This window comes from Undibacterium sp. Xuan67W, assembly GCF_049340165.1.
Lineage (GTDB): Bacteria > Pseudomonadota > Gammaproteobacteria > Burkholderiales > Burkholderiaceae_D > Undibacterium.
Window position 1 is genome coordinate 1 of the sequence record NZ_JBMPPN010000018.1, and the last position, 25,305, is coordinate 25,305.

The window sequence follows — 25,305 nt, forward strand, 5'->3', positions numbered from 1 at the left end:
CACGTTCAGTGACTTGTTTAATCGCTTCTGCTTTGAATTCTTCAGTGAATCGACTCTTTCTCATGATGTACTTCCTTCTCAGTTTTTGACATTATTAAATGTCTACTGAATTAGGGGAAGTCCACACTTCTATCTTCCCGCTTGCCAACTCCAGTGCGCAATAAGCTCGCGTATTCTCAGTTTCAGTTTGTCTCATCACGCAAACTGATACGACCTGTTGTTCTCTGTCATGCTTATTCCACGCACCTTGATCATAAGTACTAAGTCTTGCATGAAAATACTCATCGCTTGGAAGTGCATCGAGTCTTGTGGAGAAATAAAAATAGTCTTTTTCAATAATACAAGCCGATAGAAATACACATGAAGCTAATTCTTGATTTGCCATATTTCACGCTTATATTTAGTGAGAGAGTATTACCTTGAAGTGCGTCATCATTTAAATGATCGACAATGCGCATTTTTTTAATACCCCCGAAATACCGAATGCGGTTACTGATTATCAGGATGATCAAACACGCGCCACTTCACACAATCATCCGTCAGAAAAATATCCTTAGAACCAAGTGCAAGCAGCTGACCATCGTAGGCATTCAATGTATGGCATTCAAAATCTTTTTTTGGTGTGCTCATCACTTTGTGGCAATTTTTACCGTCAAACTCGTAAAGCCCTTTTTGTTTAGTGCCGATATAGAGCTTGTTGTTGAACCATTCCAATCCCCATAGATCGTCATTAATACCCGTCTTTATTGCATGGAATCCTTTGGCGTTTCCTTTCAGCAGAATACCCTTGTCACCGACCGCGTAGACTGTGTTTTCATCGACATATTTGACGCGGTGCAGGTTGGCGTTAGTGACTTGTTCGAGTTGTTTCCAAGAACCGTCACCACGATGGCAAATGATGCCGCCAAAACCTACTGCAAATAGATTGTTGAAGTCGGAACCATCAATGGAATGCAACATGGAAGAAGTTTTTTGTGAGAGGCTGACCGCTTCGCTCAAAGATTTTCCTTGCTTCACAAATACTTCGGTTGGGGTTTCTTCCAAGCCCTGATTGAATATTTGCCAGACATTTTGATGGCGGCGATAGACTTGGCTGCTGCTACCTACGACATACAGATCATCTCCGATTTGAATGATCTGCTGAAGGTGCAATAAGCCGCCATCTTCTTCAGCACCAGGCAACATTTCAATTCCACGCTTCACTCCCTTAGCCCAATAGAAATGAACACAACCGGCCATTTCCGCCAAAGTACACATAGCTCTTTCAGCTGGAATAGGGTCTTTAGGCCGGTATACACAAACCGACGTTGTCATGTAAGGTAGATCTTCGCCACCCCAAGTATTGTTGCCAAACGAGTAACTTCTACTGTGTGAATAATCGTCATATTCCAAAAAATCCAACTTGCCACATAGCCAAATTCTATCTCTAGCAATAACACAGCCGTCATAAAAACTCACTGCTGGTGATATAGTCTTTTTATTCATAAAATCCCTTTCAAAATTTTAGTTGCCGGTACCGGTGTGATCAGGCATTTTCATTTTGAGAATTGGATCGATCTCAAAATTCGTCATGCTCGTCGTATTCTTGCCAAAAGGATCCGCCCTTAACAGTTTTTTCTCGTCCAGGTCTTTTTTCTGATGATATGCCCTCATTTGATTCTTAAGGTCATCCTTATCACAACCCGTTTCCAATGCCATAGACTCAGCGGCCTTATCCTCAAGATCACCTAGCTTGGCTGTCCATTTAGGGTTTCCCGCCTCACCAAGTTTTTTCTCTTCGGCATCAAACAATGTATGGATCGCGCCATGCACCAAAGTCTTACCTGCGCCCTCCACACAGATGGACAAACCTTCTTGCTTGTCCATCTTGGGGTGGTAGTACCTCCCGGCGTCTACCATGGATTCTTCAAAAGTTTGCGCCGCCTTATCGGCGACGGCCTCCCCCAACTTTCCAGGAATAGGCATCATCTTTGCAGCAGCACGACCCAATGACAGATACACCGAATTGCCCATACGCCAGCAATGATCGGGAATGGCGTGATGCGCATTGCCTTTAGGGCATTTGGTTTTTCTTTCTTTATACGCAAACAAGATGCACTTGTTCTCATCCTTGTCCTCTTTATTATCCTTATGGCGATTGGTGCCAACATTTTCCGTGGTTCTCAGTAATGGAATCGGCGGAAACACTGGTCGACGTCGGCGGTTGCCACCGACCATATCGATCTCATCCGGAAAATCCTCGGGTCGCGCAGGACGCGTACCGAGACCAGCGCCCCCAATTATCGTGCCTTGTGCTGCCGCTTGCTGCGCAATCACACCCTGTAATATGACCATAGACTTTGCTCTTATTTCTTATGGTTATGCGTCATCAAATCAAGATGTCGCGGCACGTTATAGCCTTCCACAAAGACATTCGGCGACCAACTGACGAAGTAGGCTTTACCTTTAATCGTATCGCTCTTCACTCCTTTTTTGAAATTCTCTGTGGCCGCTTCATTGCCAGTGCTGGTGCCTATGCGGCTTTTATCGCGCAGGGCAACTGGCTTACCGTACATCGATACGCTCTTGGAGCCGTTTTCTAAATCCTTGATCTTTGCCGTATTGGGATAAGGCACAGGAATACCGATTTTCTCAGGCTTGGGCGGACTGCCGCACACGTCCGGAAAAGCCGCTGCGCTCATGCCTGCATCTGAAGCCTGGCCTGCGATGGACATGCCGTTTGCATAGATCTTGAAGATTGCCATACGATGATTTTCCTTTGACTTTGTTAGGCTTGGGCTAGGCTTGGTATTGACCGAAACTAAGTATTGCTGCCGCTCTTTCACCCTCATCACTGGCTAACAAGCACAGTAAGTTGGAGGCTGGCAGATAGCCTTTGTGCCCGCTGGCATAAGCCCAACCGATTGCTAGCGGCCCTGCGGCAGCACCGGTTTCTCCCAAGCTATCGGCTAGCGTCCATAAGGGCGTGGCTGAGACATTGCTGCGGCTATTGGCAATGGCGAATTCCTTCGCATAAAAATCTTCACTAGATTGGCCGCTGATGCGTAGGCCGATATCACTTGCCTTGCCTGGTAATGCTTTCAGTGCCACCTTGGTCGCGTCGGACAGTCCTTTGGCTTTATTCGGGGCAGTGCCGCCGATGACTGCTGTCTCACGGGCGATACCCAGGCCTGTGCAAAATAAGCTGGCCCCTGGCGTTTGCTTAGCTTGCTGAATTTGCGGAATTTGCTGCGTTTGCACGTTGCTATAGCGTGGCAGGATATGCTGGGCGCTGTCTGGATGCCCCACCAATAATGCACAGGCAGCTTCGCCAGGAATAAAACCATTCTGATTGTCTGAGGCAAAGACCCTATTTTTCTCATGCATGGCTTTTAGGGTGGCGATATTCAGATAAGAGTCCACTCCTGCAATCAAGATCAATGGATGCGTTTTAAGTAATTCAAAGGCAGCATTCAGGGCAAATACGCCGCTGGTCTGTCCGTAGGCATAGGTGGCAGATTGCGCAGCAAATTGACATTGCATGGCCTGTTCGAGTCCGGCAGTTAAGGATTGCTCCAGATTCGCCAGGCGACCTGGCCGCGTTACTTCGGCCACGCATAACAGTAAGGGGATTTTGCTGATATCGAGTTCGGGTAAGGCCTGCAGGCATTCGCGCACTGCTTGCGCTAGCATGGTGATTTGTTTATCTAGTGACCCGAGATGCACGTTATTTACATTATCTGCGTCATCTGCGCCCAATTCCACTATTCCAGCCGAGACGGGTTCGCCTTTGCTGTCGAGGAAAGCAGTTTCTTCAAAATTGTTCAACCTGGCACGCATGGCAGCAAACGTAGAAGGTGCATTGAGGCCGACCGATGTTACTGCCCCAGTGCGTAGAATGGCAATGGGTAGCGTCATACATCCTCCTGCGGTCCGGCGCGGCGCTGCGAGGGGAGTTCTCCCGTCAACATTTCCAGAGGAATCTTGACGACATGCCCTTTCGGACGCGTGCCTATCTCTATCGATTTGTAACGAAAGGGATCATTCTGCAAGTCTTTGACGACTCTCCATAGCACGGTAAAGCGTTGTTTGTCCGGCTCAATTATCAGCGTATCGGCACGCGCTGCTATCCTTTCTGGTCCGCCTTTCTTGGCGTTCAAATTGATACTCATGGCGAGGTCAGGAAGTTGAAACTCTAGTCGGCCAGATGGCGTTAAGGCGGGATGGGTGAGATTGACTAGCACCACTAATTCGCCGCCGACGAGTTCAGGCAATTGCTGATCTTCCGGTGCACTCTGAAAGTAACGTGCGTCAAAGTCTGGCGGCAGAAATGGGAATATCTCTTCCTCCCATTTGGCATCGTAGGTACCCGCGTAGCGCACCCGTTGCGCCCAATTGCGGCCGATCGGGCCAAAGCTCATTGGTTGGTATTTGCCGCTGGGACTAGTAACAGGTGCATTCAGTGCTTCCGTTTGCGAGAGTGGCTTACCGTCTGCAAAACGCGTATGTGGCCAATAGCCACATCCAACCGGATTTAAGGCATAGGCTGCGCGCCCCTTATCATTCTTAGGTCCTGTTTCGACACCGCCATAAGCAATATCGTAACTAATGATTTGTTGAGTGAAGGGTTCAGGCTTGTTCATTGTGAGCATCGCGCCTAGGATGTGAGACATCCAGCTACGCTTGCCGACCACATTAAACATCTTGGTCATCGCTCCCACGCGTAAGGCGACCGGGACTTTGGTTGATGCGATACCTTTGGGCGCATAAGCACTGCCCAACAGCAAAACATCTACCTTAGGTTTATGTAGACAGAAATCGCATTCATATTCAGGTGCTGTGATGCCAGGTTCACCGGTCGCGGTATCTGCCAGCACAATCGGTACTTGTTGTTCCATCAGTTCGGCAGGCTCGCCCGCCAGTGGCAGCCTATAGGTCGCTTTTACTATGACGACCAACGTTTCACTGCCCGTCTTGTCGTGCATAGTGGTGTAGCTCGCGGCCAGCGAGGTATGGTTAATCAGATTCATGCAGGTTCAGCTCAATTCAATGAAACCGAACTACCTTTGAGCCGATTTTGTCCCGAGGCACGCGACACAATATACTTGCCCCGGAGTTCGATATTACCTTGGGCATCCAGGCTGATTGATGCGGAACCACATTGCAAAGTAATGCGGCGCTGCGCGATTAAGACGATGTCGTCGTCATCTAGTTTTGCTTGCATGGGCACGCCGCAGATGACGACTGAGGTTATTTCTTGAGCTGAGCTTAGGCGTGCATCCAGATCTGCACCACCTGTCTTGACTATGCCCATCACCAGCGGAGAGTGCAGATCACCGCGTTCAAACTGTAGTGCTACGCTCTTGCCGATATGCTCTTCGCCAATCTCGATCAGGGTGCGGGCCGGAATAGCTGGTTGATTATTAAACGCGACCAGAGGCGTGCTGTCGTCAGCGAAGCCTTCCAGCATACCAATGACTAGCCCATATTCTTTTTCTACTTTTTGTGCACTGGCTTTGCCGCTGGCTGTCGGTTTTTTGCTGGTGGTATTACTTGTTGCGTTACTTGTTGCGTTGCTCATGGAGTTCACTTTAAAGTTTTTGTAGATGGCTTAACTGAATAGAGCTACTGGCCTGCGTCGGAAAGCGTGAGGTGCCTGGTTGAATCAGCATACGATGCAGCGCAGCTAGTTCGCGGTGAGATTGTTCTGCCAGACCTAAAAGGTGATTGAGCCATTCCATAGACAGCGGTCGTCCCAAAAAGAACTTGGTATCGATGGCAAAGTCCTGATGGTTTTGTTGCCACCATGTGCTGAGCTTGGCGGCATCAGGCATAGGATAGCGTTGATTCTTGTTGCTGCGTGCATTCGGAATATCAGGAATGGCGTCATTCGCTTCGATATCAAAGCCCGTGATGAGACGAAACGCCTCTCCGGCTAGTCTGCCGTTTGCCTCATCATTCATCTGCGCTATTAACCAAGGGACATAGGCAGGGTTGCCACTCCATCCGGCGATTTCAATCAATATCGCTGGGCTTGTTATTTTTTGTTCGAATTGATGCAGATGTTCTTGTAAATCGCTGAACGGTAGTACCAGACACAAGAGTTTCATCGCATCGATACTGTACTGCGTATCTCCTAAAGACAAAGCTTGCAGCGCCGGGATGGCGTGCTGCCGCTCACCCAGCAACAAGGCTCCTTGCGCGGCGCTAAAACTGACACTGGTGCGATGGTTTGGCTGAGAGTTGTTCAGTATGTCGAGTATTGGTGCCAGCAAATCGGTCCGTCCGCAGTTGGCAACGGCATCTATTACCAAAGCAAAAGATTCTGGCGGGCTATCTTGTAAGGCATTCTTTAAAGCGACGCTGTCATAGATTGCGTGGGCATGAGCATGCCTTAACGCAGGGTGACGATAGGTCGGTTCTTGATTGGGAAACTGGGCTTCGATATTCTCGGCAATAGCAGGCGATGTTAGCCACGCAAATACACCGTTTAATGCTTCTGCGAAGCCAGGCTTGCCAGCAACCTGAGCAGTTACTGCATGAATGGTTGCCATGTCATGCGTGAGAAAGGCTAATGCCAATACGACGAAACCATCGGCACTGACATCTTCGGTACGACGATCAATCGCTGTCTCGTAGGCGTTATGAGTGTGCTCTACACCTGCGTTTCCTGCTTCCCGCAGTCCATCCAGATGAGCATCGATAGAATGATCAAACTCGACCAGTTCGTCAAAGCGGGTACGAGCATTGTTGAGATATATACCGCGACGCCACCATTTTGTAGCTGCATCTTCTGCATGTTGCTTGACGATGGTGGGATTAGACACTGTTAGTGGACACTGATAAATCGTGGTTAAAAAGGAAATAAAGTATAGTCCATATTGAGCGATCCCGGATAGGGAAAAGTGTTGTATTTACAATTACTTACAGCTCTTGTTGATTACGCTTGATTTCATCAATGCATCTTGCGTGAATTTGCGCATGACCAAACGGTCAATGCGCTCGACAACTCTACTATTTCCCGCCCTGTATAACATCCGCCCCGGCTTTTTCTAAGTTAAATGCGTGGCAATTGGCTTTGGCATCATGCAATGCATGATGATCCTTGATTCGATTGTCGATAAAGTACATCTGCAACGCAACTTGATCGAGATACTTGTAAATATTTTTGCCACGCAGCCATGCCGGAATTTCGTAGCTCATTGCATGGCAAAACAAACGCCAATCACCATCGTAATCAAAACAGATAATTGGCGCTCTCGCTGAGAATTGTTCTAACCACAATCGCAGCCGTCTTTGCAACTCATCCACTGAACATTGTGCTGCTGCCACCTTGCCCAGTTGCGGCAAAACAGTCGTCACAACAAAATCATTACACTTGCTTAGATTAACCGGAAGTTCTGCATAAAATTCATGCAAACCGCATTCTGATACCAAACCGATGCTGATTAACTCAGCATTCGCGAAATCGGTAAATTCGGTGTCGATGAAGATCAGCACGTCAATTCCTTCAAGGTTACGCGACTAAAAAAAGCTTTGGTTGTTTGTTGATATCATTTTGCAATTATTGCAGGAAAGCAAAATTTGATCGCTCAATTATCAGTTCGCCTCAATGTTTCCCTGAGCACCGATAAATCGCTGTTAACCTTGACTCCCTTGGTTCCATTATCATTAACGATATAAAGGTTGTCGTTATCCTTTGTTAAAAAGATAATTTTCTTGTAATCCTTGTGTTCTCGGCGCGATTTCTTGAAGGCATCCTTTAGATCGTGTTTGGTATCGGCCAGCCGGATTATTGGCTCCGCTTCAGAATAATATTGAACGCACAAAATAAAATCTGGCCAAAAATTCAGATGACTATCTGGGCGCACCACGGCTACGCCATAATCGGCCCTGTCAGGATTTCTATGCCACCAAAGGACGAATTCCGCTTCGTCTAGTTGCTTGGCGAATTCATTTTCACTTTCGTACATCGCGTGAGTGCCGTTATACCCATCCACCCAAATTGTACTTTCGTCCCGTAGATGATATTGGCGATGTTTCAAGAATTGGCGCTCCTCCTTTACCAAAAATGATTCCACTTGAGGCATATCTTCATTTCGGCGCGGCGGGAGAACACCGTAACTGTTTTTTGCAGATGGCAGTAGCGGCAAGTCGGATGGAAACGCCATGTAGTCCGGCAAAGGGCTTTTGGTTTCGCGGCTGGTCACAACCTGGGATATTGCGTCATGATACAGTGCAACGACATCATCGGCCTTCATGCGAACCAGGTCGTGCGCCATATCTCGATAGATGCGATCGCGCTCACTTTCATCGATCATGACGGCTATACCGTTAGATTCGGCATCAACCTGAATCCGACTGGTCAAAATTTGTACGAATTGCCGAACATCAGCATCCTCAAATTGAGCGGTAGAGAGCAACACCAATTTTGCTTGTCGATGTAATTCCTCGCGCCGAATCAAAGCAACAATCTTTGTATCTGGAGCGCGTTGCCGAGTAACTAGCTCGGTACGCTGCTCGATCGCTTGAGTATGGCCGGTTGCTGCTGCCAAGGCGTTGTTCAAATCCGCCACCGAGTATTCCAGCCGTTGAGCAATCCTTTTAACCACTTTCGCTAAATCTACGACGCTCGGTCGCAATTCGGTTAGCAAGTGAGGAGCGAAATGCGGCAAGCCGTCATTGCGTGGGTACAAACTTAATCTGATTTCATTGAATGCGGCTCGCAGATCGTCGCGATTCTTCGCTGGAATTTTGAGTAAGCGCGGCGGAACATAAGTTTCCTCGTTATCCCAATCCGGTTGAATGTCACCATCAAACAAAAGTCCTTGTCCTTCCTCAACGAAAGTCGTTCTACCAGCTTGTGCTTCAATTTTTACAGAAGGATGTACTTCATTCGAGCTAACCGATTGACCCTCGGCGTTATCCACTGTGCTATCGGCGACAGTTTCTGCATTGCTTCCGTGCGTGGTATCCCAATCTACTTCCGGCAACATTGAAGATTGTGGAGTCGGACGGTTGGTGAAAATATCCGGTCCGCCGTTGCGCGTCTTAATCCTTTTGAGTCTTTCTGTTTCACCTTCAAGGCTTGACTTAATGCCCTGCAATACTGTCACGGCCTTCTGATAGCCGTCCTGTGCTGCCGCGTTCGCCAGATAAATATATGCCGTACGGAGATCGTCGCTAAGCCGCTTTCCTTGCTTTTCAAGTGTGCGAGTAATTTCCCGTACTCTTTGATCGACACGCATGACGCGCCCGACGAATTGCAGAGCGTAATCTTTATCCGTGACAGGTTTGGTTGACGCTAGGACAAAAGCCCTGGGCGCATCAAATCCGGTTCCAGCAGCTTCCTTGAAAATTAGCACTTCCTTGCTGGTGTCATGAGCAATCGTATTCATCAACTCTGGGTCTGGCGCTTGTGCCGTATGCTCCCCGATGAGTTCAGGGCGCACCCCACATTCGCGGGTCAAGAATTCGAATGCTTCCCGCGTGGTATTTTCTCCATTCCCAACTTGCACCAACAGCAAAGGCACCGTTTGTATACCTCGTTCAACCAACAGATTTTTGAGTGCACAATGCTTCTTCCAAGCTTGCCGCAGCACCGTGCGCTGCAAGTCAACAAGGCTTTTCCATTCATCTGAGACGCGGTAAACATATGCAGCGATGAATTCTTTGTTGAGTAAGGCATCAACCGCCTCCTGCCGACTTACTGAGAAGGTCTTATTCTCGCCAAAGCCAGACGCAGCAAGAAACTGATTTAGCTTTATGTCGTTCGGCGTTGCAGTCGCCATAACGAGAGAATCCGGTTTGAGGCGCTTCACAAATTTACCAAATTCCGTTTCGGACGAAAGGCCGATATGTGCTTCATCGACGACAACACCAATTTTAAGTTTGTTGGCACGGGCGCGGGCGACAATACCTTGTACCGAAATCGAAAAATCATCGACCTGTTTCAATACTTGCCTGTCTGCCGACTTGCTGGAAACCTGTTGGGCATTCGCAATCAACACGTCGCCATTGGAGTGGTCACGCTGCCGCTCAGTAGACATGGCGTAAAGCCTCAATTCCTTGATCCAATCAAGCGCCAACACGGTTTGCCCTACCAAATTTGCATATGGTGTAAACCAGAACCAAAGTGTAGGTCGTTCAGAACATACCTTAGCAAGCACTTGGCTTAGCATAAACGTTTTTCCCGCACCAGTTGGCGCGACCAACAAGGCAGGTGAAGGTTGACGCGTTAGGTGTTGCGTCATCGCGCCGATGATTCTGCGTTGAAATTCCTCCGGCTCCATCAATGGGATTGCCGGTTTATTGAAATCAAATGATTCGCTCATGCACCTTGCCCCTTGATTGCTTCTGACATCCATGAAGAGCTATCCACCAATTTTCCAGATTCAAGAAGATAACTTGCTACGCTATCAGGACGATCGGAGTAGACCCGCAATTTGTAGGCCGGATGTGATGCCAATTGCATCAAGGCTTCATCGTCTACACTGAAGCAAAATAGAATAGCTGAATCGCTGCTCGCAGCGATTGTCGCCACTGGCACATTCGAAAATGGCAAGATGCGTCCGACATGTTTCAGGCAAATGGAGTGCCACGCTGTTTCCGGTTTAAGATCGTAAAATGCATCGGCATGATTGATTTTATTCAACCGTAAATAGGCAAAATCGCCGCCAAATCCTTTTGTGGTTCCATATCCTTCAGAAACACGCCGGATTCTTTCGGCACATATGTCCAAACAGACATTCCTTGCTGGCTCTCTGGCTGTCGCCTCACGACTGGATACCATAATGAATTTTCGTGGGATTTCACTTAGATTTTCTGAATTTAGTGCAAGCACCGCGTGGGCTGTAGTGCCAGAACCGGCAAAAAAATCAAGAACTGTGTCGCCAGGGTTCGTGGCTTGTCTTAATAAATTCAGCATGAGGCTTGGTGGTTTAGGATATGCAAACGCCTGGAAGCCAAGTATTTCATTGACTGAATGTTCGCCAGTGCCGCTACGCTGTGCATTCAACGCAACGACGAAATCGTCATCATCAGCGTCATCGCTTGCGCCCTTGATCCAACTTGATACTGCTCTTACTTCGCTTTGAAGGTCACGCAGATGCCGCTTAAACCACGGTCTGCCGAAGCCGACAGGTTTGCCTACCCAGAATTCAAGCCCAGGGAGATCCTTTGACAAAATCGGTGTTTTTGTTTTCGGCCTGATCGGAACGTCGCCGCTTTCTATTGCGGCAAGTAGTTCCTCCATTGTGTTCCATATTTCGACACGCTCGCTGGCTGGATCGGGAAACAGAATTTTTTCCTCGCGGATATATTGCTCCATAGATTGTTTGCGGAGCGTAGAGACATCTTCGACGATCTTTTCCGACGCAAACGCCCATACTCGGCTTGGATTACATGGATACCAGACTCCCGTATTCGCATTTTGAATCGGGTAGTAGAGATTTCGCCTTTGTGCCCAAGTGAAACCGAGCGTCAGATCACCCGTTTTCCACCTGCCTCGTGGATCATTATCTGGGTTCTTATATTGGGAAAAATCTTTGTCTTCCCCTCGAAACGAAAAGCCGCCTCTCCCGTAAACAAGTATGTGTTCATGATCATTGGATAGGCGAACATCATTACTCAGGTTTGTTCCCGAGCGCGTTTTCCAAACCATCGAACCTCTGCGCATACCGGCAAAAACTTCATCCATCAGAAGTTCTAGACGTGAGCGATTTTCATCGTTAATGGAAACCAAAATTACACCGTCGGGTGTCAATAAATCACGTGCCAACGTCAGACGTTGAAATAAAAATTCCAACCACATTGAATGGCGGTATCGGTCATTTTTGCCGACGTAGTGATCGTTGTATACCCAGTCCTTTTCTCCCGTGTTATAGGGAGGGTCGATGTAAATAACACGAATTTTGTGTGCGTGCGTAGTACGAAGCAAACGTAACGCATCGAAGTTATCTCCTTCGATGATGAGGTTGTCATATGGGCCTGTGCCGTTGCATTCGTCAGGAACCAAATCGGGCATCACCAAATTTGCGGACAATGCACTGTCAAATTCAATTTCATTCCGTTCCCAATGCAGACCAAGCTTCGCGTCAGTTAATTTTTTCGCGAGTAGGGCTTTCAGTTGGGCATGAGTTAAATCATCTAGCCGATCAAGTAAGGAATTATTTGATTCAGGTAGGGAACCATTTAATTCATCGCCGGTCTTTTGGCTGGCTGGCTGGCTGGCTGGCTGGCTGGCTGGCTGGCTGGCTGGCTGGCTGGCTGGCTGGCTGGCTGGCTGGCTGGCTGGCTGGCTGGCTGGCTGGCTGGCTGGCTGGCTGGCTGGCTGGCTGGCTGATTGATTGATTGATTGATTGATTGATTGATTGATTGATTGATTGATTGATTTTTTTCGACCGTATACATTAATTGTTCTCCAAACGAATTACCTCGCGGCCCAGCGCTTTCATGCATTGCATAAAAAAAGCAAAACTGAAAGCGCCACGGTTGATTTTATTGGCAATGCCTTTATAACTCTCTTCTACATCGATCTCATTTAATCGACGTATCAATTCTTCGTAGCCGACACCCGATCGGGCCATTTCTGACTTCAGCAAATTGGTGGCAATCTGGTTCCATTGATCGTGCTGCATCGCAAACCTCCTGGCGCTCTATAACAACGAGGAACATTCTACATATAAATGGATTAATCCACAAATATACATTGCATCATTCCACAAATAAGGTATAATTTCCACATTAATGTGGAATATTGGATGATCAACATGACCCAGCACTTCTTACTTTCAGCAAAAGCCCGTACCCTGTCGGTTCGCCGCGTCTTCGAGATGAACGACGAACAGGCATTCAAAGTCTTCAAGAAAGTACGCTGGGGCGACAGCAAAGCCGTCACTTGTCCTGCTTGCGGTATCGTCCATGAGCACTATTTCATCGCCACCCGCCGCCAATGGCGCTGCAAGGATTGCAGTCATACGTTTAGTGTGACATCGGGAACCATCTTTGCTTTTCACAAGCTGCCGCTTAAGATGTACCTGGCGGCAATTGCGATTTACACCAACGCCGTCAAAGGGATTTCAGCCCTGCAAATGGGGCGTGATTTAGATGTGCAATACAAAACCGCCTTCGTGCTCACCCATAAAATCCGCGAGTCATTGATGGAGCAGCGCGATACCTCTCAACTCTCCGGTGAGATCCACATGGACGGTGCCTACGTCAACGGTCATGTCCGCCCAAAGAATAAGAAAGAAGACCGGGTTGATCGCCGCCTAGTGGAGAATCAGCGCCCTGACAAGCGATGCGTTTTCGTGATGCGCCAGAAGATCAACATCGTCGGCGATATGATTCAGGGTGCGAACAAAACCATTTCATTTGTGATTAAGGCAGAGAACCAAGCCGATGTCGGTAAGCTGGCCGAGTTGTATGTACAGAAGGGTTCTGTCATTTGCGCTGATGAATCCACGGCCTACGATGGCTTACATGCAAAATTCGATACGCGCCGGGTGAATCATGCCATTGAATACCGTAGCGATGCCGGAACCACGAACAATCTGGCAGAATCTTATTTCTCACGTTTCCGTCGCATGCAGTACGGCCAATGCCACAAGTTCGGCAATCTGTACCTGAACAACTATGCGAATGAAGCGGCGTACCGCGAAGACACCCGCCGCATGAGTAATGGCGATATTTTTGATGATATTTGCACGAAGTGCGTAGCGACACCGACCAGCCGGGATTGGTGCGGATATTGGCAAGGGAATAAGCGCGTGGCCGAACGGCTTGCGGCTTGAATCAAACGACTCAAACAATCATCCATTTCATTACTCCGTGTTCGCCGCTGGTTTCGACCTGCTCCACCAATTGACCATCCTGGCGGTGCAGTACGGCGATGACGTTCTTTTGAATTCGTGCGATTAACTCGGCACTGGATGCAATACCTTTGCGTTTGAGTAGTCGGTCGGTAATTTCACGGCTATTTAACGGCTTACCAGCTTCGCGCATGGCATCGAGCACCATACGCTGCGCTTCTCCCTTCGCGAAGTACTGATTGCGCTTGTTGGTGCGCTTGGCCTTGACAGTACGCAGGTCAAATTCCGGCGCGAATAGCTTGATGCTGCCATCGAGGTGCGACAATGCGCCTTGCAACCGGATGATTTCTGTTTTGAATGAGGCGATTTGTCCAGCGACTTCAGCACGCTTTAAGACCAGCCCGGATACAACCATTGACTCTGCCATTTGACGCTCCTAGAAAATGATGATTTACTAGGGCGATTGTAGGTTTTTAACTTAGAAAAAGCTTTGTGCGGTTGCTACATAATTCCGGAAGTTTGCTACATTGTTCGCCAAGATAAGTTCTCAGTGACTGCGCATGCATTACGTGAATGATTTCTGCTGGCAAAATCATCCCAAGTCTACCACCGGGTTTGAGTACCTTTATAGCTGCAATCACAAATGGAACCCAAGCGTTTGTATGCTTGGTAAACTTAAGATGCTCACTTTTAAAGATGATTTCGGACTTTTCCTGGGACTCTTTAGGTAAATATTGATAGCGAATAAATGGAGGATTTCCAACAACTGCATCATATTCAGTTTTTCCAGAGGACATCACTTGAATTGCATGGTCCAAGAAATCAATGCACTTTATCGTACTTTTGACTTTCAATTCATCGGCACGTTCTTTTGCTTTATTAGCTTCACTGTCTAGTAATTCAAAACCATAAAAATGTGATTTCTTGCCATATCCAATATTGTGAATGGCTTTAATGAAAACTCCATCCCCGCAACTCGGTTCCAGAATGCTTTTTGGGGATGAATTTGCAACCCATTTTGTAATGTAAGTTGCTAAATCTTCGGGCGTGTAATATCCACCTCGAAGCTTTTGCTCGGATTCATTTTCAATGAAATTCATTTTTTACTGTTCTTCAAGGTGTAGATTTCTGGGTGTTGATTCTTGATGTGCTCTTCCGCAGTCTTGATGAACCAATCTTTCAATGTCATTTGCTCTAATGCTAAACACGCATAGAATTTCTTCTTAAGTTCAGGCTCTATTTCTAGAACTATTCGTCCTGATTCACCGATAGCCATTATGTGCCTTATGTTATGTCATATATAGAACATGATCGTAGCGGGTTCGGAGCCAAGCGTCAAATACAAATACACTCCCGGTGGGTGATTTCTCTCAGGCACTAAAAATAGTATCTATTGGTAAGCAAATCTTGAAGCCCGCCTTAACTAAGTTGTTCTTAAATAAACTTGAGTTAACGTCTAGCGAATGTAAATATATTCGGGCCGATTGAGCACTTAGACTAATCAAATTTCAATCTTGGAATTTTCACCTTTTCTTCCACACCTGAGCCGCCACTATTAGATTTTCGGTTTGGCGTTGGAATCAACAAAACTAATATTCATAGCACCCCTCGCTTTTTCCATCTGCATCCTATAATTCAAAACCTCCATTTGGTGCTGCAACTTAACGATCTGCGCATGAAGTATTTCGTAGTAGGCGGCATTGGTTGTGGTTTGGGCTCTTATCATCAATTTGGACACCATATTGGCGAGATTGCCGATCTGCATTTCTATGCCGAACACCATGGCACTGCTAACCGGATTGACCGTTGGAATATGAGAGTCTTCATTAACGAATGGTTTTGACGTTTCCACGTTGGATTGAGATAACTGGTGTTTGGAAACTTCCGTGCCTGTTTCGGCTGAAGTGGCTGCTACAAAGCTCAGAACCTCGGTTCTCGCTGGGCTAATATGTACCTGCTCTATTTCTGCTTTTATTCGCTTGAGTGATGGTGTCACATTATCGCCACTTGCTTTGTGCGCCTCACCACGATTGTTCATGGTACGTTTGAACGTTGATTTTTTCTTGTATCGCTTGGCAAAATATGCCGCCCTCTCAAAAGTCAACTTTTCTAAGGTGGCCTTGGCCTGTGTGTATTCTTCGGTAGTCAGCTTTTGCGGCTGTTTAGATTTCTGGTGCTGTTTGACCAATGCCTGATAATCAGCATCCTCCTGAAACAATGGTCCCTTGAGTCTTTTGGCTTTGCTGCTGCCAGGCAGTTTAATGGAAATGTAATCCTTGCCGATGCGAGTGACTTCACCATAGCTGCCTTCCAAATGTGTGATGAGTTCATCACGGTTGGCAATCCTGCCGCTTACAATGTGGCTATGCAACTCACTGGACAAAATGCGCTTAACTCGTCTGGATTTTTTACCAGCATCGGTCTTAGCTTCAAATTCATTAAGTGCAATTTTAAGCGGATCGGGTGTAACTTGATCATAGCCCAAAGCCTGATTCATGACCTGCGTGAATGCCTGAAAGTGTGCAATATTGCGTTTTCCCGGCGGATGAATATTGAGCTGTCTTCCAGACTGAATTTCGGTGCCAGCTACAACAAAATGCAATTCGAGATTGGATTTATCTCGGTGAGCAATCCAAGCATCTGCATAATTATCGTCCTCCTTCAATCCGGGTAAGAGGCTAGCCTTGAAAGCAGCCATGATGCTTTTTATCTGATCTTCGCTAGGGTGCTCATTGTCACGGAAGCTGATTGCACCACTAACGTATTTTTGTTTTCTATCCGTGCTATTGCAGACTAGCTGAAAAAGACTTGGAGAACCGTGGAGCCACTCTGGAGCTACCGCTCTGAGCTTGCCAGTGTGATCATTTTTGCCCATGAGGTAATTGATGGCTGATTTGGCATTACCCGTGCCAGTATTAAACACACGTACCATCATGATTGCACCTGTGCACGGAGATTGTTCTGGAATTGCTGATCCATGGCAGCGAGTCTAACCTCCACTTTGCAAAGTTCTTCTAGCATGGCCATTGAAACATCATCGTCACGATTCAAGGCTCTCGCTATCTGATTGACGTTGTTGCCAATACGGGCCATTTCGGTAATGACTGCCTTGCTTGTATCTAGCTGTTGGCGATAATGCTCTATAGCAGCATTGCCACCATAGATGAGTTTGTTTCTGGCGTACTGTGCTAATGAATTACCTTCAGCAAGTAGGGCTTGGGATACAAGTCCGTTATATTCACTAGGAGATAAACGGATCTCGAAGCGCATGGTGCGCAAATCTTGGTTTTGTTCTATGCCAGTTTGACCGGCTTTTTTCTTCTTTTGTGTCATGATGACCTCCTGTTATTTTTATTGTGTTTGAGGCTGAACCTCATTCCTTTCTCTTATTTCCTGCTATTTGATTTCAGCCGTGGTGTGCAAGGTTCACTCACGGGGGCTGGGGAGACACCCCAGATAATTCAATAAACCGGTAAGCAAATTTTTGCGACGGGTTATTGATTGACCTTGCTGTGTACCTCTTCACACAGCATGGGTACTGGTTATCTCTTAGGCTTTCGCGGTTGATTTGTTGCCGAACCAGTTGAGCCATGACTGCCAGAATCCGCGCATAGAAATTTCCGACGTAACTCACGCACCAAGATTTGAGTACGTTCTTTTGAAGGCACTCGAATTCCGTGGATATACCAATGGCACTGTTCTGGATCGGGTGAGCAAATGGCTGGTCCGTTCTCACGGTGTAATTGACCATCATAAAAGTAGTAGCTTGTGCCATCGGATGTTTCCAAGGCTGGCCCATCTTCACAATGAAGCTGGCCGTCGGTGATTGAGATAGTTGTCCCGTCTGAGAACTGTAGTTTTTCTTGCATATTGATTTCCTCCTGTAGATATGTAGACAAACCTAATGGATTAAATTCAAATTGCAAGGCCTTCAGAGGGATGAAATACGTTATGCGGTATCCGACGGTAGAATTAGGATTTGGAGCACTAAAGTCACAACTTTTTGATACGTATATGCTGTTCAATTTTCCTTAAAATTCAACCCCAAATTTGTGAAGATGTGGCTACCGCTAGTGCGGCAGCCTGTCTCATTTTATTAGTGCTGGCGTTAAATCTTAAACAGCGTCAAAATGTGGCATTAAGTGTTCCAAACAAGTGGAACACCTGTTGGTAGCGATTTTGTGATTAACACCTATATAAATCAATGACTTAGGTGTTTTGGTAGCCAGTCCGCCCCGGGCCACCAAAAAATTAGCTTTAAAACAAAGGCTTACAGCAATGTAAGCCTTTGTTTTTTATGCGTCGATTCTACAATTTATAATTTCTTTCTACAAGTGAACAGAAATCCAGATGTAACGGTCAAAAATCTTTGTGCTAGTTTGCACGTAGATTTGCACAGCGAGATTTTGATTTAACGATGCGCCAATTTTGACCGCGGTTTGCGACAGTTTGACCTATGATTTCTGCTAATACTTAATGCTAGTGGGTTAATTCTCGCCAAAATCAAGAAGCCGCCTTAGGGCGGCTTATAATCTATTTAATTCAACCAAGATTTTCTATCTGTTCAATATAACTTAAGACCTTTTAGTTTTTTTATGAATTTCGGCAACGAAATCTTGAAAGGTCGCGTTCTTTTTATTCTTCTCGGCATAATCATCAATCCTGTTCTCAAGAGAACGGAACGCGGGGGTGGTGCCAAACTTCTCAATGAATTGGTCAGAATTCCCAGAAATAAGATAAGACACTATTTGTCTAGGGTCTGTACGTGGGTCGCTAAGTTGATTCATCACGGCTGAGTTGATGCTGTTGGCGCTATTTCCGCCATTCACGATCGTCCAGGATTTCAACCAATTCGCATACTTAACCGAGTCTACAATGTCAAAGTCGTCTGAGGTTGCTGGAAATCTAGGTTCTCTTTCTTGCAGAAGCACACGTAATGCCTTTAGCGAGTCTGGGGAGAAATTCTTTATCGACTCAGGGTCTTGAAGCCTCCCTGCGATGATTTCGGCAGAGAAATTATCTTGTGCATTCCGCACAGCATCAATAATTGCTTTTTGCCTATCAGCAGGGGCTACCCATAAAAGATGGGCTAACTCGCCATAATATTCTGTTTCAGGAATGTATTTTCCATTCTTTGCTGCAAGTAGAATCGCTTCAGAATCACTGAAATAACCAAGGCGCGAATACGATACTGTGGCTTCTCTAGCAATCGCGGTATCACTAGATTGAGTCAGTTGTCTAATGTCTTCCAAAATACGAGCATTTACGCTACTGAGGTCACCTTGAGTATATTGATCTGCAACAATCCTGATTAGACTTACTTTTTCTCCACTTGAGACGTTTGATTTCAGCAGGTCACTCGCGATTTTGTAGTTATTAGAACTCTTTTCGATGCCGCTTGAGTAGGCGCGATCCAACATCATTTTGGCTTGGGTGCTGTCTAATTTATTTGTTCGGTATTGCTCAAGCAATTCGTTACCAAGAAATTTATTAGCCGTTTTACTAATTTTTCCATTTTCCAAGGCGGTTGATTGGCGGGAGTCGCTCGTAATTCCATGCGGAAACTCCCTTTGCTTAGGTGCGACTAAAGGAGCAATTTGAATTGATTCGTTACTCTTTACTGCAACATAAGTCCCAGCAGAAACCATTATCAACATTGCGCCTAATGCTAGATATTTCATATTTTTCCATACACATTGCGTTGGCAAAATAACGCTCAATGGCGTTACACTCAAGTAAATTAATTGAATGAGTTAAATAAGCTTCGTGGCTGAATTGTCAGTCCCCATAGGTTGCTTACCTTTGTACTCCAAGCCTGATCATATGGTAGTTTTGTCATATAACTGTTTCCATATGGGACTGTATGTGTGAATAAGTCGATCAAAAAAGTATCACACCGATATAAGCCGCGTCTAGCCGGAGTACTCACAGAGCCTTCCGCTGCCTCACTGTAATTTGGACTTATTGTATAGCTTGCTCCAAGCTGTTGAATTTGTAATGCTCTTTTCACTAATGCCACACGAACGTTAACTGACTCGCGCTGGCCTCCTTGAGACGTTGGTAGGTAATTGGAACAATAAGGTTGATAGCAGGCTTCTACATTGTATGATTGAACATTAAGGCCTGCAGTTCCCCAAAACGTAGTTTTTGATTTAAAAGACTGAAGCGAATTAAATTGCACGACCGTTAGCTCGTTCATAACTTCAGCCACAGAGCCTCCTGTCCAAAGACCTACATGCCCTAAAAATCCTACCCCAGGTGCATTTAAGTCTCTCCCAACAATTTCTCCAACTGCGCTCGGATCTCTAGTAGTTACCAGCGTTTCTGACAGGGATGCTTGACCACCATCCCCAATGGCTGTCCAAACACATGTTGAAGGATACTTTACCCAGTTCGGATCTGCCGTTCCATATACAGTATTGTTTACGCTATCGAGTGTTTGTGCACCGCTATAGCCAGTACCTGAAGCCGTACATTTGTAGGACACACTTTTAGCATCAGTTGTAGCCCAAGTTACGGAATAAGCTCCTCCTGCGCTTAACTGCGCCGGAGAACGAGTTACTTTGATGGTTGGCGCCTTAGGCACAGTGTAGAAATTATCGTATACGGACGCGGTTTTTCCGTCTGCGCTGGTGGCTGTCCATATACAGGCGGTTGGATAGTTAACCCAGTCCGCACTAGCAACCCCAGAAGACGAGTACGATGAGTTTGGGGACGTAACTACTGGGTAACCTGTGCCACGAAAACCAGTCCCTGAAGCTGCACATTGGTACACTAATGATACTGTATCAGTAACTGTCCAATAGACGGTATATGGATTCCCTGCGACAAGATTTGCTGGTGATCGAGTTACCGTAATCGATGGCACTACTGCATAGGTCATACTTGATGCCATGACAGCGAAAACTAAAAATATTCTCGAGCAGATTATTGGGAAAAATTTGCTTTTCATCACCTCTCCTGTTGTTAAATTTGCTTAATATTAACATAACATAGTTAGTAAATATGAAATATTGAAATCAATAAATTTATTCGGAGTTCAATTTCAAATATTTAATGACCTCTGTTTAAGGTAACTATATTTGTCATTTTTTAATTTTTAATTTTTAATTTTTAATTTTTAATTTTTAATTTTTGGTGAGTAATTTACGAACGTGTGTTAATAATCAAATTGACTCTCCTATTTTCAGTGGATGCACTAAATTTCAGCTGATTTGTTGCAATGGTCAGGATCCAATCTATACATCTCAATATTCAAAAATGACTACGCTGGCGCTGGCGATTGTGCCACTACAATCGGTACCGTATGGAAGAGTGGGGAAAGGAATGCGAGCTGCGCGATAAAGCCCAGCGTTCGATCAGGTACAATTTATACGTATCATTAGATAGTAATGCTCCGGTTGTTACAACGCTGCCATAATTGTGATAACGAATTTACTGCGCAACTTTCTTTACCCTCCGTAGCGGACTAACTAAATCGCCAAGACGATCACGCGTATAAATCTCGGTTGTCGTGCGATTTTTATGCCCCAATAATTTTTGAGCATGAGCCAAATCCCCTGTATCAGTTGCCGCTTTAGCTCTTAAATCTCTGAATTGAAAATTTATGCCAGCTAAATCTCTTGCCTTATCAAAACGAGAGCGTAAAGCAAAATAGTTTAACCGCCGCCCATCCGGGTCTTGCAGCAACGCCTTGTTCACCTTATCGCGTGGCTTAGCCATAATCCTCGTAATTACTTGTGCAAGTTCCCCTTCTATTGCGATACGTAATTTCTTGCCCGTCTTATTTTGTGTAAGATTCAAGCTACCGTCAAAAATATCGTTAACATTGAATTTCAATACATCTGCCGGGCGCTGTCCAGTACAAAGTGCTAAATCCATAGCGTCTTGTACAGTGGGATGAGCACAAGCCCAAACAGCCGCATATTCATCATCAGACACGTATCGATCACGCGATTTTTCCTTATGGCCTTTAATGCCGATGCACGGATTCGTCACATCGGTATACCCCCATGACCTGGCATGATTAAAAATTGTACTGAACAGTGCTTTTTCCCGATTGGCACGCACCTTAGATGCGGCACCTCTTACCCTCAAATATTCGGCAATATCAAATGGACGAATAACGTCAATTGGCATCTCTCCAAATACCTTATTTAGAAGCTCAAAATATTGAGCGTAGTCTCTCTGAGTATGCAAACCTAATGTCGGTAATACGTCGCGCATATATCGACGGCCAATTACACTAAACGTTTTATCATCACTTGCCACAGGATCACCTTCAAGCTCTGCCCATGTCCTGCGCGCTGCGTTAAGATCATTACCTAGCGGTGTCCAAGTACGAGGTAGAGTGCTAGACACGTGGTAATACCACCCATTTTTCACGTTCATGCGCGGTGGAAGATTATGATGATTAGTTCTCTTACGACCCATGATATTTATCTAACTCTCGGTTGATTTAACAATTCAAATTTCGGGCGAATTGGTAAGACGACCAGTTCTTCGTTTTGCCTAGAGCTCGAGCCGCCTAGGCGCGATTCAAAATAAGAACGAGATACCTTGGGAATTCGTTGTGCGTTCACCTCAAATTTCCAATGGTAGTTACGCAACCATTCAATTTGTTTTGAGGCGTAGGCGTATCCGGTTAACTCTCTGATCTCTTCTTTGGTTAGGAACATGCTTGACTCCGTTTTGATATTTTTCTATTTTTCATTTTCTTTATTCTTCTTATTGAAAGTCTGGATCAAAACAACAAGACGTAACGATCCCCGCCTAATACCTTTAGTATTTGAAATTCATTGTTTTTTATTGATTTTTTGCGTCGGTGACGAACTCATCCAAACGCATGTATGAAACGGCTAGATCAACATCGCATTCGATCAAAATCAGAATTTTTTGAGAACTGAATTTCCATCCAAAAAGGTATCGACTGCGTTTCAGCATCGATACCGTGCGTACAGTTATTTACACGAGTCCAAGGAAAGGCAATTCCGGTTTTTTTCAACACCGCTTGTGCTTGTGAATGTGGATCGTTTGCAATGGTCTGATTTAATGCTTCGATAACTTCAATACGCTTCCATGTGTACCGTGTGGATTCGTACACCTTCAAGGGTTCATCCACGGCATATATCCCGATTGGACGTTCGCCCAACGCTTCACCATAACGGCCTGGCGTATCGTCATGTAATTTTGCGAGCTTGATTTGTTCATGCTTGCGAGGAATGGCAGCACCGCCCGTGGCCTTTAAGTAACCGGAATAATCTGCTCTATGTTCTGTTTCGCCATCTGTAGTGATAGTTTTTTGCGCCGCATGCCAAGCGCTTTGCAAATGCTCTGGCGCGTCTTTCATGGCACTAAAAGGAATACGACGTAGTTCGCGCCACACTGTCACGCTACCAGCACCGAAGGCTTGAAACTGCCGGATGCCGTGTGTCTTTGCCCATGCTGTGACATACAGGCTTGCGGTGATTGCTGTTTCGCCTGTTAGGTCATTTTCCAATTTATAACCATCGATATTTTTGGCAATGTATTTGGCGATATAACCAGTAGCACTTCCCTTTTCCGCATTGATTTCCTTGAAATCACAACGGTATTGTTTTGCCCCTGGTTCATCTGGACTATCCAACAACGCATAGTGCTTAACAATGCGTTCTAGTGCCACAGCATGATGCGGCTTAACGAACATAATCAAGTGCCAGTGTGGACAGCCATCATGATGTGGCTCTGCTACTCTCATACCAAAGGTGGCAATGCCTTCACGGTCAAGCTTTGCTCGTACCTTACCCCAAACGTTGCATAGATAGTCTTGCCCCTGGCGCGGTGTCTTTTCACGATATAAAGGATTAGATAAACCACTGCCCTTTATCGTGGAGTGGAAATACGAAGGGCATGTGATAGTGACGAAATAGGCGACATAACCAAATTCATTTGCATAGTCTTCCATGCCGCGAATACGTGTCATCAGTTCCGCTCTGCGTATGGCTTTATTGCTCGTTGAGAGATCGGCCAATTCTTGCAAACTGAAACAATCGCCATTTTCGTTTTCAAGCATGATTTTTTCCATCATCAAGCGGTTGCGATCGTCCTGGCGTAAGCAGCGGGTTAAAGCGTCACGGCTTGCGTAAGGATCACGCCTGGCTTGAACAAAACCAAGTTTGATGTTGCCGTTTTCGATTGCCCTGGCGTGAACTGTGCGCAATTTACGCGCCCACCAGCGAGAACATGAGAGGCGTTTTTTCCTGGCGTCCAATGTTTCACCCTTCGGCATTGGTACATTCGCTTGCTGGCAAGTCGTAGCAATAATGGCTTCGATTGCCCATTCGTCTTTCAACCTAGCCATCATCATTGCCACAGTATTTGCACGTCGCCTTGCTGTCTCGATGATTTCTGAATCACTTGCCGTCAAATCAAGGCCGTTCAACACGTGTTTAGCGCGAAAACTAGTCATGACCTGATCAACAATTGAATCCACAATTTTTGGCAAAGTAAAATGCTTACATGCGTCAATCGCCTTACCTACAAGCGCCTTCGACCATCGCGGCGGCAACCCCTTTAAACCAGGGTGAGCCGCGATGCGCTCATTGCGCAAACGAATAGCCATTTCGTAATTCATGATGAAGTCTCGTAATGGCTTATTGCGCTTGTTTTGGCTTGCGGCTTGCCAAGTAGATCAAAGTCGTCAGTAACCCTAATATGATCAAACCAGCGCTTCCGCTTTTGTCCGACATCATTTTGATTGGCAGATTTGGAATATTCATGATGTGTCCTCTTATTCCGCAATTGCTGGAATTTTTGAATCTGTATCTATCAATGCACCGTCACCAGTGGCATCGAGAGGCAACAATTCAACCAGCGCCGAACCATTGAAGAAATGAGAAACTACATCCGCCAAATTATTTGGCTTGGTTTCAGGATCTACACGTTCAACGATGTTGCGACCTTGCAGAGAGCGAAACGCAATATAGCCAAGAGTACAGGCGGCAAATATTTTTTCTAATTTCGCCTCGGTTTCACCTGTCAAATTTCCCAAGAGCGTTTTTTCTACTTTCGCAGGGAGAAGGCTGTAGATTTCTTGGTCTAATTTTTCAAGCGCATGAAGGATTGCATGGCGCTGCTTTTCGGGGATCGAGTCTGAGAGGGTCAGACTAGGTTTCAGAGCGTAGTGAGCGAAATCGCCGGGGATTTTTGGCAATTCAACGTCACTGATCTGCTCTTGAATAGTCAGGCCATTTTCTGCGCACTTTGCATCCAAGAACGTACGCAGTTGCGTTTGCTGTGCGCTAGTGAGGTTACGTGTGTCGTTACGAAATTCGCTGATATAGGCTTTTGATAAGCCTGTACCTTCTGCGATATCGGCAACACTTAGGTTGGTGCCGGATGCTGATTTGATATCAGCGGTGGCTTGGCGGAATTGCTCCGATGTGATGGCTTTAGTTTTTATGTTTGACATATAGTCCTCTAAATAATTAATCAAAACGAGATTTAATCTCTTTATTGATTATAGAAGAGTTTTAAT

The 25,305-nt window shown here is 46.0% G+C and carries 27 protein-coding genes; 2 read left to right on the forward strand and 25 right to left on the reverse strand.

The features are described 5' to 3' along the window. Nucleotides 1-94: 94 nt before the first annotated feature. The 11 genes from ACO0LE_RS15005 to ACO0LE_RS15055 form a co-directional block, all read right to left on the reverse strand. Nucleotides 95-385, reverse strand: coding sequence for a hypothetical protein (locus ACO0LE_RS15005; RefSeq protein WP_422961164.1), 291 nt, complete (start codon nt 383-385; stop codon nt 95-97). Nucleotides 386-489: 104 nt separating this feature from the next. Beyond that, nucleotides 490-1,485 (reverse strand): hypothetical protein, encoded by a 996-nt coding sequence (locus ACO0LE_RS15010; RefSeq protein ID WP_422961165.1) that lies wholly within the window; start codon nt 1,483-1,485, stop codon nt 490-492. 18 nt (nt 1,486-1,503) lie between these two features. Next, entirely contained in the window at nt 1,504-2,334 is an 831-nt protein-coding gene (locus tag ACO0LE_RS15015; protein ID WP_422961166.1) for a hypothetical protein, read from the reverse strand. 11 nt (nt 2,335-2,345) lie between these two features. Beyond that, the gene (locus tag ACO0LE_RS15020; RefSeq protein ID WP_422961167.1) at nt 2,346-2,744 is read right to left on the reverse strand and encodes a DUF4150 domain-containing protein; all 399 of its coding nucleotides are present in this window, start codon (nt 2,742-2,744) and stop codon (nt 2,346-2,348) included. A gap of 34 nt (nt 2,745-2,778) precedes the next feature. Next, the gene (locus ACO0LE_RS15025; RefSeq protein ID WP_422961168.1) at nt 2,779-3,897 is read right to left on the reverse strand and encodes a hypothetical protein; all 1,119 of its coding nucleotides are present in this window, start codon (nt 3,895-3,897) and stop codon (nt 2,779-2,781) included. Further along, nucleotides 3,894-5,009, reverse strand: coding sequence for a DUF2169 family type VI secretion system accessory protein (locus ACO0LE_RS15030; RefSeq protein ID WP_422961169.1), 1,116 nt, complete (start codon nt 5,007-5,009; stop codon nt 3,894-3,896). Before ACO0LE_RS15030 ends, ACO0LE_RS15025 begins: the two co-directional genes overlap by 4 nt. Nucleotides 5,010-5,020: 11 nt before the next feature. Next, nucleotides 5,021-5,560: a DUF6484 domain-containing protein gene (locus ACO0LE_RS15035; RefSeq protein ID WP_422961170.1), complete on the reverse strand. Its 540-nt coding sequence runs from the start codon at nt 5,558-5,560 to the stop codon at nt 5,021-5,023. A gap of 10 nt (nt 5,561-5,570) precedes the next feature. Next, a complete protein-coding gene (locus tag ACO0LE_RS15040) occupies nt 5,571-6,806 on the reverse strand; it encodes a hypothetical protein (protein WP_422961171.1) in 1,236 nt (411 codons plus the stop codon). 187 nt (nt 6,807-6,993) lie between these two features. Continuing rightward, entirely contained in the window at nt 6,994-7,479 is a 486-nt protein-coding gene (locus ACO0LE_RS15045) for a hypothetical protein (protein ID WP_422961172.1), read from the reverse strand. Nucleotides 7,480-7,571: 92 nt separating this feature from the next. Beyond that, nucleotides 7,572-10,313, reverse strand: a complete 2,742-nt coding sequence (locus ACO0LE_RS15050) for a DEAD/DEAH box helicase (RefSeq protein ID WP_422961173.1) — start codon at nt 10,311-10,313, stop codon at nt 7,572-7,574. Then, complete coding sequence (locus ACO0LE_RS15055) at nt 10,310-12,004, reverse strand: site-specific DNA-methyltransferase (protein ID WP_422961174.1); 1,695 nt, start codon at nt 12,002-12,004, stop codon at nt 10,310-10,312. The genes ACO0LE_RS15050 and ACO0LE_RS15055 overlap by 4 nt, the downstream gene beginning before the upstream one ends. A gap of 146 nt (nt 12,005-12,150) precedes the next feature. Between ACO0LE_RS15055 and ACO0LE_RS15060 the strand changes: the two genes are divergently transcribed. Further along, complete coding sequence (locus ACO0LE_RS15060; RefSeq protein WP_422961175.1) at nt 12,151-12,330, forward strand: hypothetical protein; 180 nt, start codon at nt 12,151-12,153, stop codon at nt 12,328-12,330. Nucleotides 12,331-12,389: 59 nt separating this feature from the next. Here ACO0LE_RS15060 and ACO0LE_RS15065 read toward each other — a convergent pair whose 3' ends face one another. Then, entirely contained in the window at nt 12,390-12,617 is a 228-nt protein-coding gene (locus ACO0LE_RS15065) for a DUF6471 domain-containing protein (RefSeq protein ID WP_354332239.1), read from the reverse strand. A 132-nt stretch (nt 12,618-12,749) separates the two neighbouring features. Between ACO0LE_RS15065 and ACO0LE_RS15070 the strand changes: the two genes are divergently transcribed. Beyond that, nucleotides 12,750-13,772 (forward strand): IS1595 family transposase, encoded by a 1,023-nt coding sequence (locus tag ACO0LE_RS15070; protein ID WP_422961176.1) that lies wholly within the window; start codon nt 12,750-12,752, stop codon nt 13,770-13,772. A gap of 10 nt (nt 13,773-13,782) precedes the next feature. Here the strand turns inward: ACO0LE_RS15070 and ACO0LE_RS15075 are convergent, their stop codons facing one another. The 13 genes from ACO0LE_RS15075 to ACO0LE_RS15135 form a co-directional block, all read right to left on the reverse strand. Then, nucleotides 13,783-14,217: a hypothetical protein gene (locus ACO0LE_RS15075; RefSeq protein WP_422961177.1), complete on the reverse strand. Its 435-nt coding sequence runs from the start codon at nt 14,215-14,217 to the stop codon at nt 13,783-13,785. Between the two features lie 46 nt (nt 14,218-14,263). Continuing rightward, entirely contained in the window at nt 14,264-14,890 is a 627-nt protein-coding gene (locus ACO0LE_RS15080; RefSeq protein ID WP_422961178.1) for an Eco57I restriction-modification methylase domain-containing protein, read from the reverse strand. Further along, complete coding sequence (locus tag ACO0LE_RS15085) at nt 14,887-15,066, reverse strand: hypothetical protein (RefSeq protein WP_422961179.1); 180 nt, start codon at nt 15,064-15,066, stop codon at nt 14,887-14,889. The genes ACO0LE_RS15080 and ACO0LE_RS15085 overlap by 4 nt, the downstream gene beginning before the upstream one ends. Before the next feature lie 279 nt (nt 15,067-15,345). Then, entirely contained in the window at nt 15,346-16,725 is a 1,380-nt protein-coding gene (locus ACO0LE_RS15090) for a relaxase (protein ID WP_422961180.1), read from the reverse strand. After that, complete coding sequence (gene mobC, locus ACO0LE_RS15095) at nt 16,722-17,123, reverse strand: plasmid mobilization relaxosome protein MobC (protein WP_422961181.1); 402 nt, start codon at nt 17,121-17,123, stop codon at nt 16,722-16,724. Before mobC ends, ACO0LE_RS15090 begins: the two co-directional genes overlap by 4 nt. A 209-nt stretch (nt 17,124-17,332) precedes the next feature. Continuing rightward, the gene (locus ACO0LE_RS15100) at nt 17,333-17,659 is read right to left on the reverse strand and encodes a hypothetical protein (RefSeq protein ID WP_422961182.1); all 327 of its coding nucleotides are present in this window, start codon (nt 17,657-17,659) and stop codon (nt 17,333-17,335) included. Nucleotides 17,660-18,364: 705 nt separating this feature from the next. Then, nucleotides 18,365-19,471, reverse strand: a complete 1,107-nt coding sequence (locus ACO0LE_RS15105) for a hypothetical protein (RefSeq protein ID WP_422961183.1) — start codon at nt 19,469-19,471, stop codon at nt 18,365-18,367. A gap of 59 nt (nt 19,472-19,530) precedes the next feature. Continuing rightward, nucleotides 19,531-20,742: a hypothetical protein gene (locus ACO0LE_RS15110; protein ID WP_422961184.1), complete on the reverse strand. Its 1,212-nt coding sequence runs from the start codon at nt 20,740-20,742 to the stop codon at nt 19,531-19,533. 482 nt (nt 20,743-21,224) lie between these two features. Further along, on the reverse strand, nt 21,225-22,151 hold the full coding sequence (locus ACO0LE_RS15115; RefSeq protein ID WP_422961185.1) for a tyrosine-type recombinase/integrase: 927 nt from the start codon (nt 22,149-22,151) through the stop codon (nt 21,225-21,227). Nucleotides 22,152-22,228: 77 nt separating this feature from the next. Then, nucleotides 22,229-22,468: a DUF4224 domain-containing protein gene (locus ACO0LE_RS15120; RefSeq protein ID WP_422961186.1), complete on the reverse strand. Its 240-nt coding sequence runs from the start codon at nt 22,466-22,468 to the stop codon at nt 22,229-22,231. A 185-nt stretch (nt 22,469-22,653) separates the two neighbouring features. Next, nucleotides 22,654-24,210: a replication endonuclease gene (locus ACO0LE_RS15125; RefSeq protein ID WP_422961187.1), complete on the reverse strand. Its 1,557-nt coding sequence runs from the start codon at nt 24,208-24,210 to the stop codon at nt 22,654-22,656. Nucleotides 24,211-24,421: 211 nt separating this feature from the next. After that, nucleotides 24,422-24,547, reverse strand: a complete 126-nt coding sequence (locus ACO0LE_RS15130) for a hypothetical protein (protein ID WP_422961188.1) — start codon at nt 24,545-24,547, stop codon at nt 24,422-24,424. An 11-nt stretch (nt 24,548-24,558) separates the two neighbouring features. After that, complete coding sequence (locus ACO0LE_RS15135; RefSeq protein WP_422961189.1) at nt 24,559-25,263, reverse strand: hypothetical protein; 705 nt, start codon at nt 25,261-25,263, stop codon at nt 24,559-24,561. Between the last annotated feature and the right edge of the window lie 42 nt (nt 25,264-25,305).

Coding starts and splice junctions, on each gene's coding strand:
- ACO0LE_RS15005 (WP_422961164.1), bottom strand. CDS start 385: ATGGCAAATCAAGAATTAGCTTCATGTGTATTTCTATCGGCTTGTATT.
- ACO0LE_RS15010 (WP_422961165.1), bottom strand. CDS start 1,485: ATGAATAAAAAGACTATATCACCAGCAGTGAGTTTTTATGACGGCTGT.
- ACO0LE_RS15015 (WP_422961166.1), bottom strand. CDS start 2,334: ATGGTCATATTACAGGGTGTGATTGCGCAGCAAGCGGCAGCACAAGGC.
- ACO0LE_RS15020 (WP_422961167.1), bottom strand. CDS start 2,744: ATGGCAATCTTCAAGATCTATGCAAACGGCATGTCCATCGCAGGCCAG.
- ACO0LE_RS15025 (WP_422961168.1), bottom strand. CDS start 3,897: ATGACGCTACCCATTGCCATTCTACGCACTGGGGCAGTAACATCGGTC.
- ACO0LE_RS15030 (WP_422961169.1), bottom strand. CDS start 5,009: ATGAATCTGATTAACCATACCTCGCTGGCCGCGAGCTACACCACTATG.
- ACO0LE_RS15035 (WP_422961170.1), bottom strand. CDS start 5,560: ATGAGCAACGCAACAAGTAACGCAACAAGTAATACCACCAGCAAAAAA.
- ACO0LE_RS15050 (WP_422961173.1), bottom strand. CDS start 10,313: ATGAGCGAATCATTTGATTTCAATAAACCGGCAATCCCATTGATGGAG.
- ACO0LE_RS15055 (WP_422961174.1), bottom strand. CDS start 12,004: ATGCCCGATTTGGTTCCTGACGAATGCAACGGCACAGGCCCATATGAC.
- ACO0LE_RS15065 (WP_354332239.1), bottom strand. CDS start 12,617: ATGCAGCACGATCAATGGAACCAGATTGCCACCAATTTGCTGAAGTCA.
- ACO0LE_RS15070 (WP_422961176.1), top strand. CDS start 12,750: ATGACCCAGCACTTCTTACTTTCAGCAAAAGCCCGTACCCTGTCGGTT.
- ACO0LE_RS15075 (WP_422961177.1), bottom strand. CDS start 14,217: ATGGCAGAGTCAATGGTTGTATCCGGGCTGGTCTTAAAGCGTGCTGAA.
- ACO0LE_RS15080 (WP_422961178.1), bottom strand. CDS start 14,890: ATGAATTTCATTGAAAATGAATCCGAGCAAAAGCTTCGAGGTGGATAT.
- ACO0LE_RS15085 (WP_422961179.1), bottom strand. CDS start 15,066: ATGGCTATCGGTGAATCAGGACGAATAGTTCTAGAAATAGAGCCTGAA.
- ACO0LE_RS15090 (WP_422961180.1), bottom strand. CDS start 16,725: ATGATGGTACGTGTGTTTAATACTGGCACGGGTAATGCCAAATCAGCC.
- mobC (WP_422961181.1), bottom strand. CDS start 17,123: ATGACACAAAAGAAGAAAAAAGCCGGTCAAACTGGCATAGAACAAAAC.
- ACO0LE_RS15100 (WP_422961182.1), bottom strand. CDS start 17,659: ATGCAAGAAAAACTACAGTTCTCAGACGGGACAACTATCTCAATCACC.
- ACO0LE_RS15105 (WP_422961183.1), bottom strand. CDS start 19,471: ATGAAATATCTAGCATTAGGCGCAATGTTGATAATGGTTTCTGCTGGG.
- ACO0LE_RS15110 (WP_422961184.1), bottom strand. CDS start 20,742: ATGAAAAGCAAATTTTTCCCAATAATCTGCTCGAGAATATTTTTAGTT.
- ACO0LE_RS15120 (WP_422961186.1), bottom strand. CDS start 22,468: ATGTTCCTAACCAAAGAAGAGATCAGAGAGTTAACCGGATACGCCTAC.
- ACO0LE_RS15130 (WP_422961188.1), bottom strand. CDS start 24,547: ATGAATATTCCAAATCTGCCAATCAAAATGATGTCGGACAAAAGCGGA.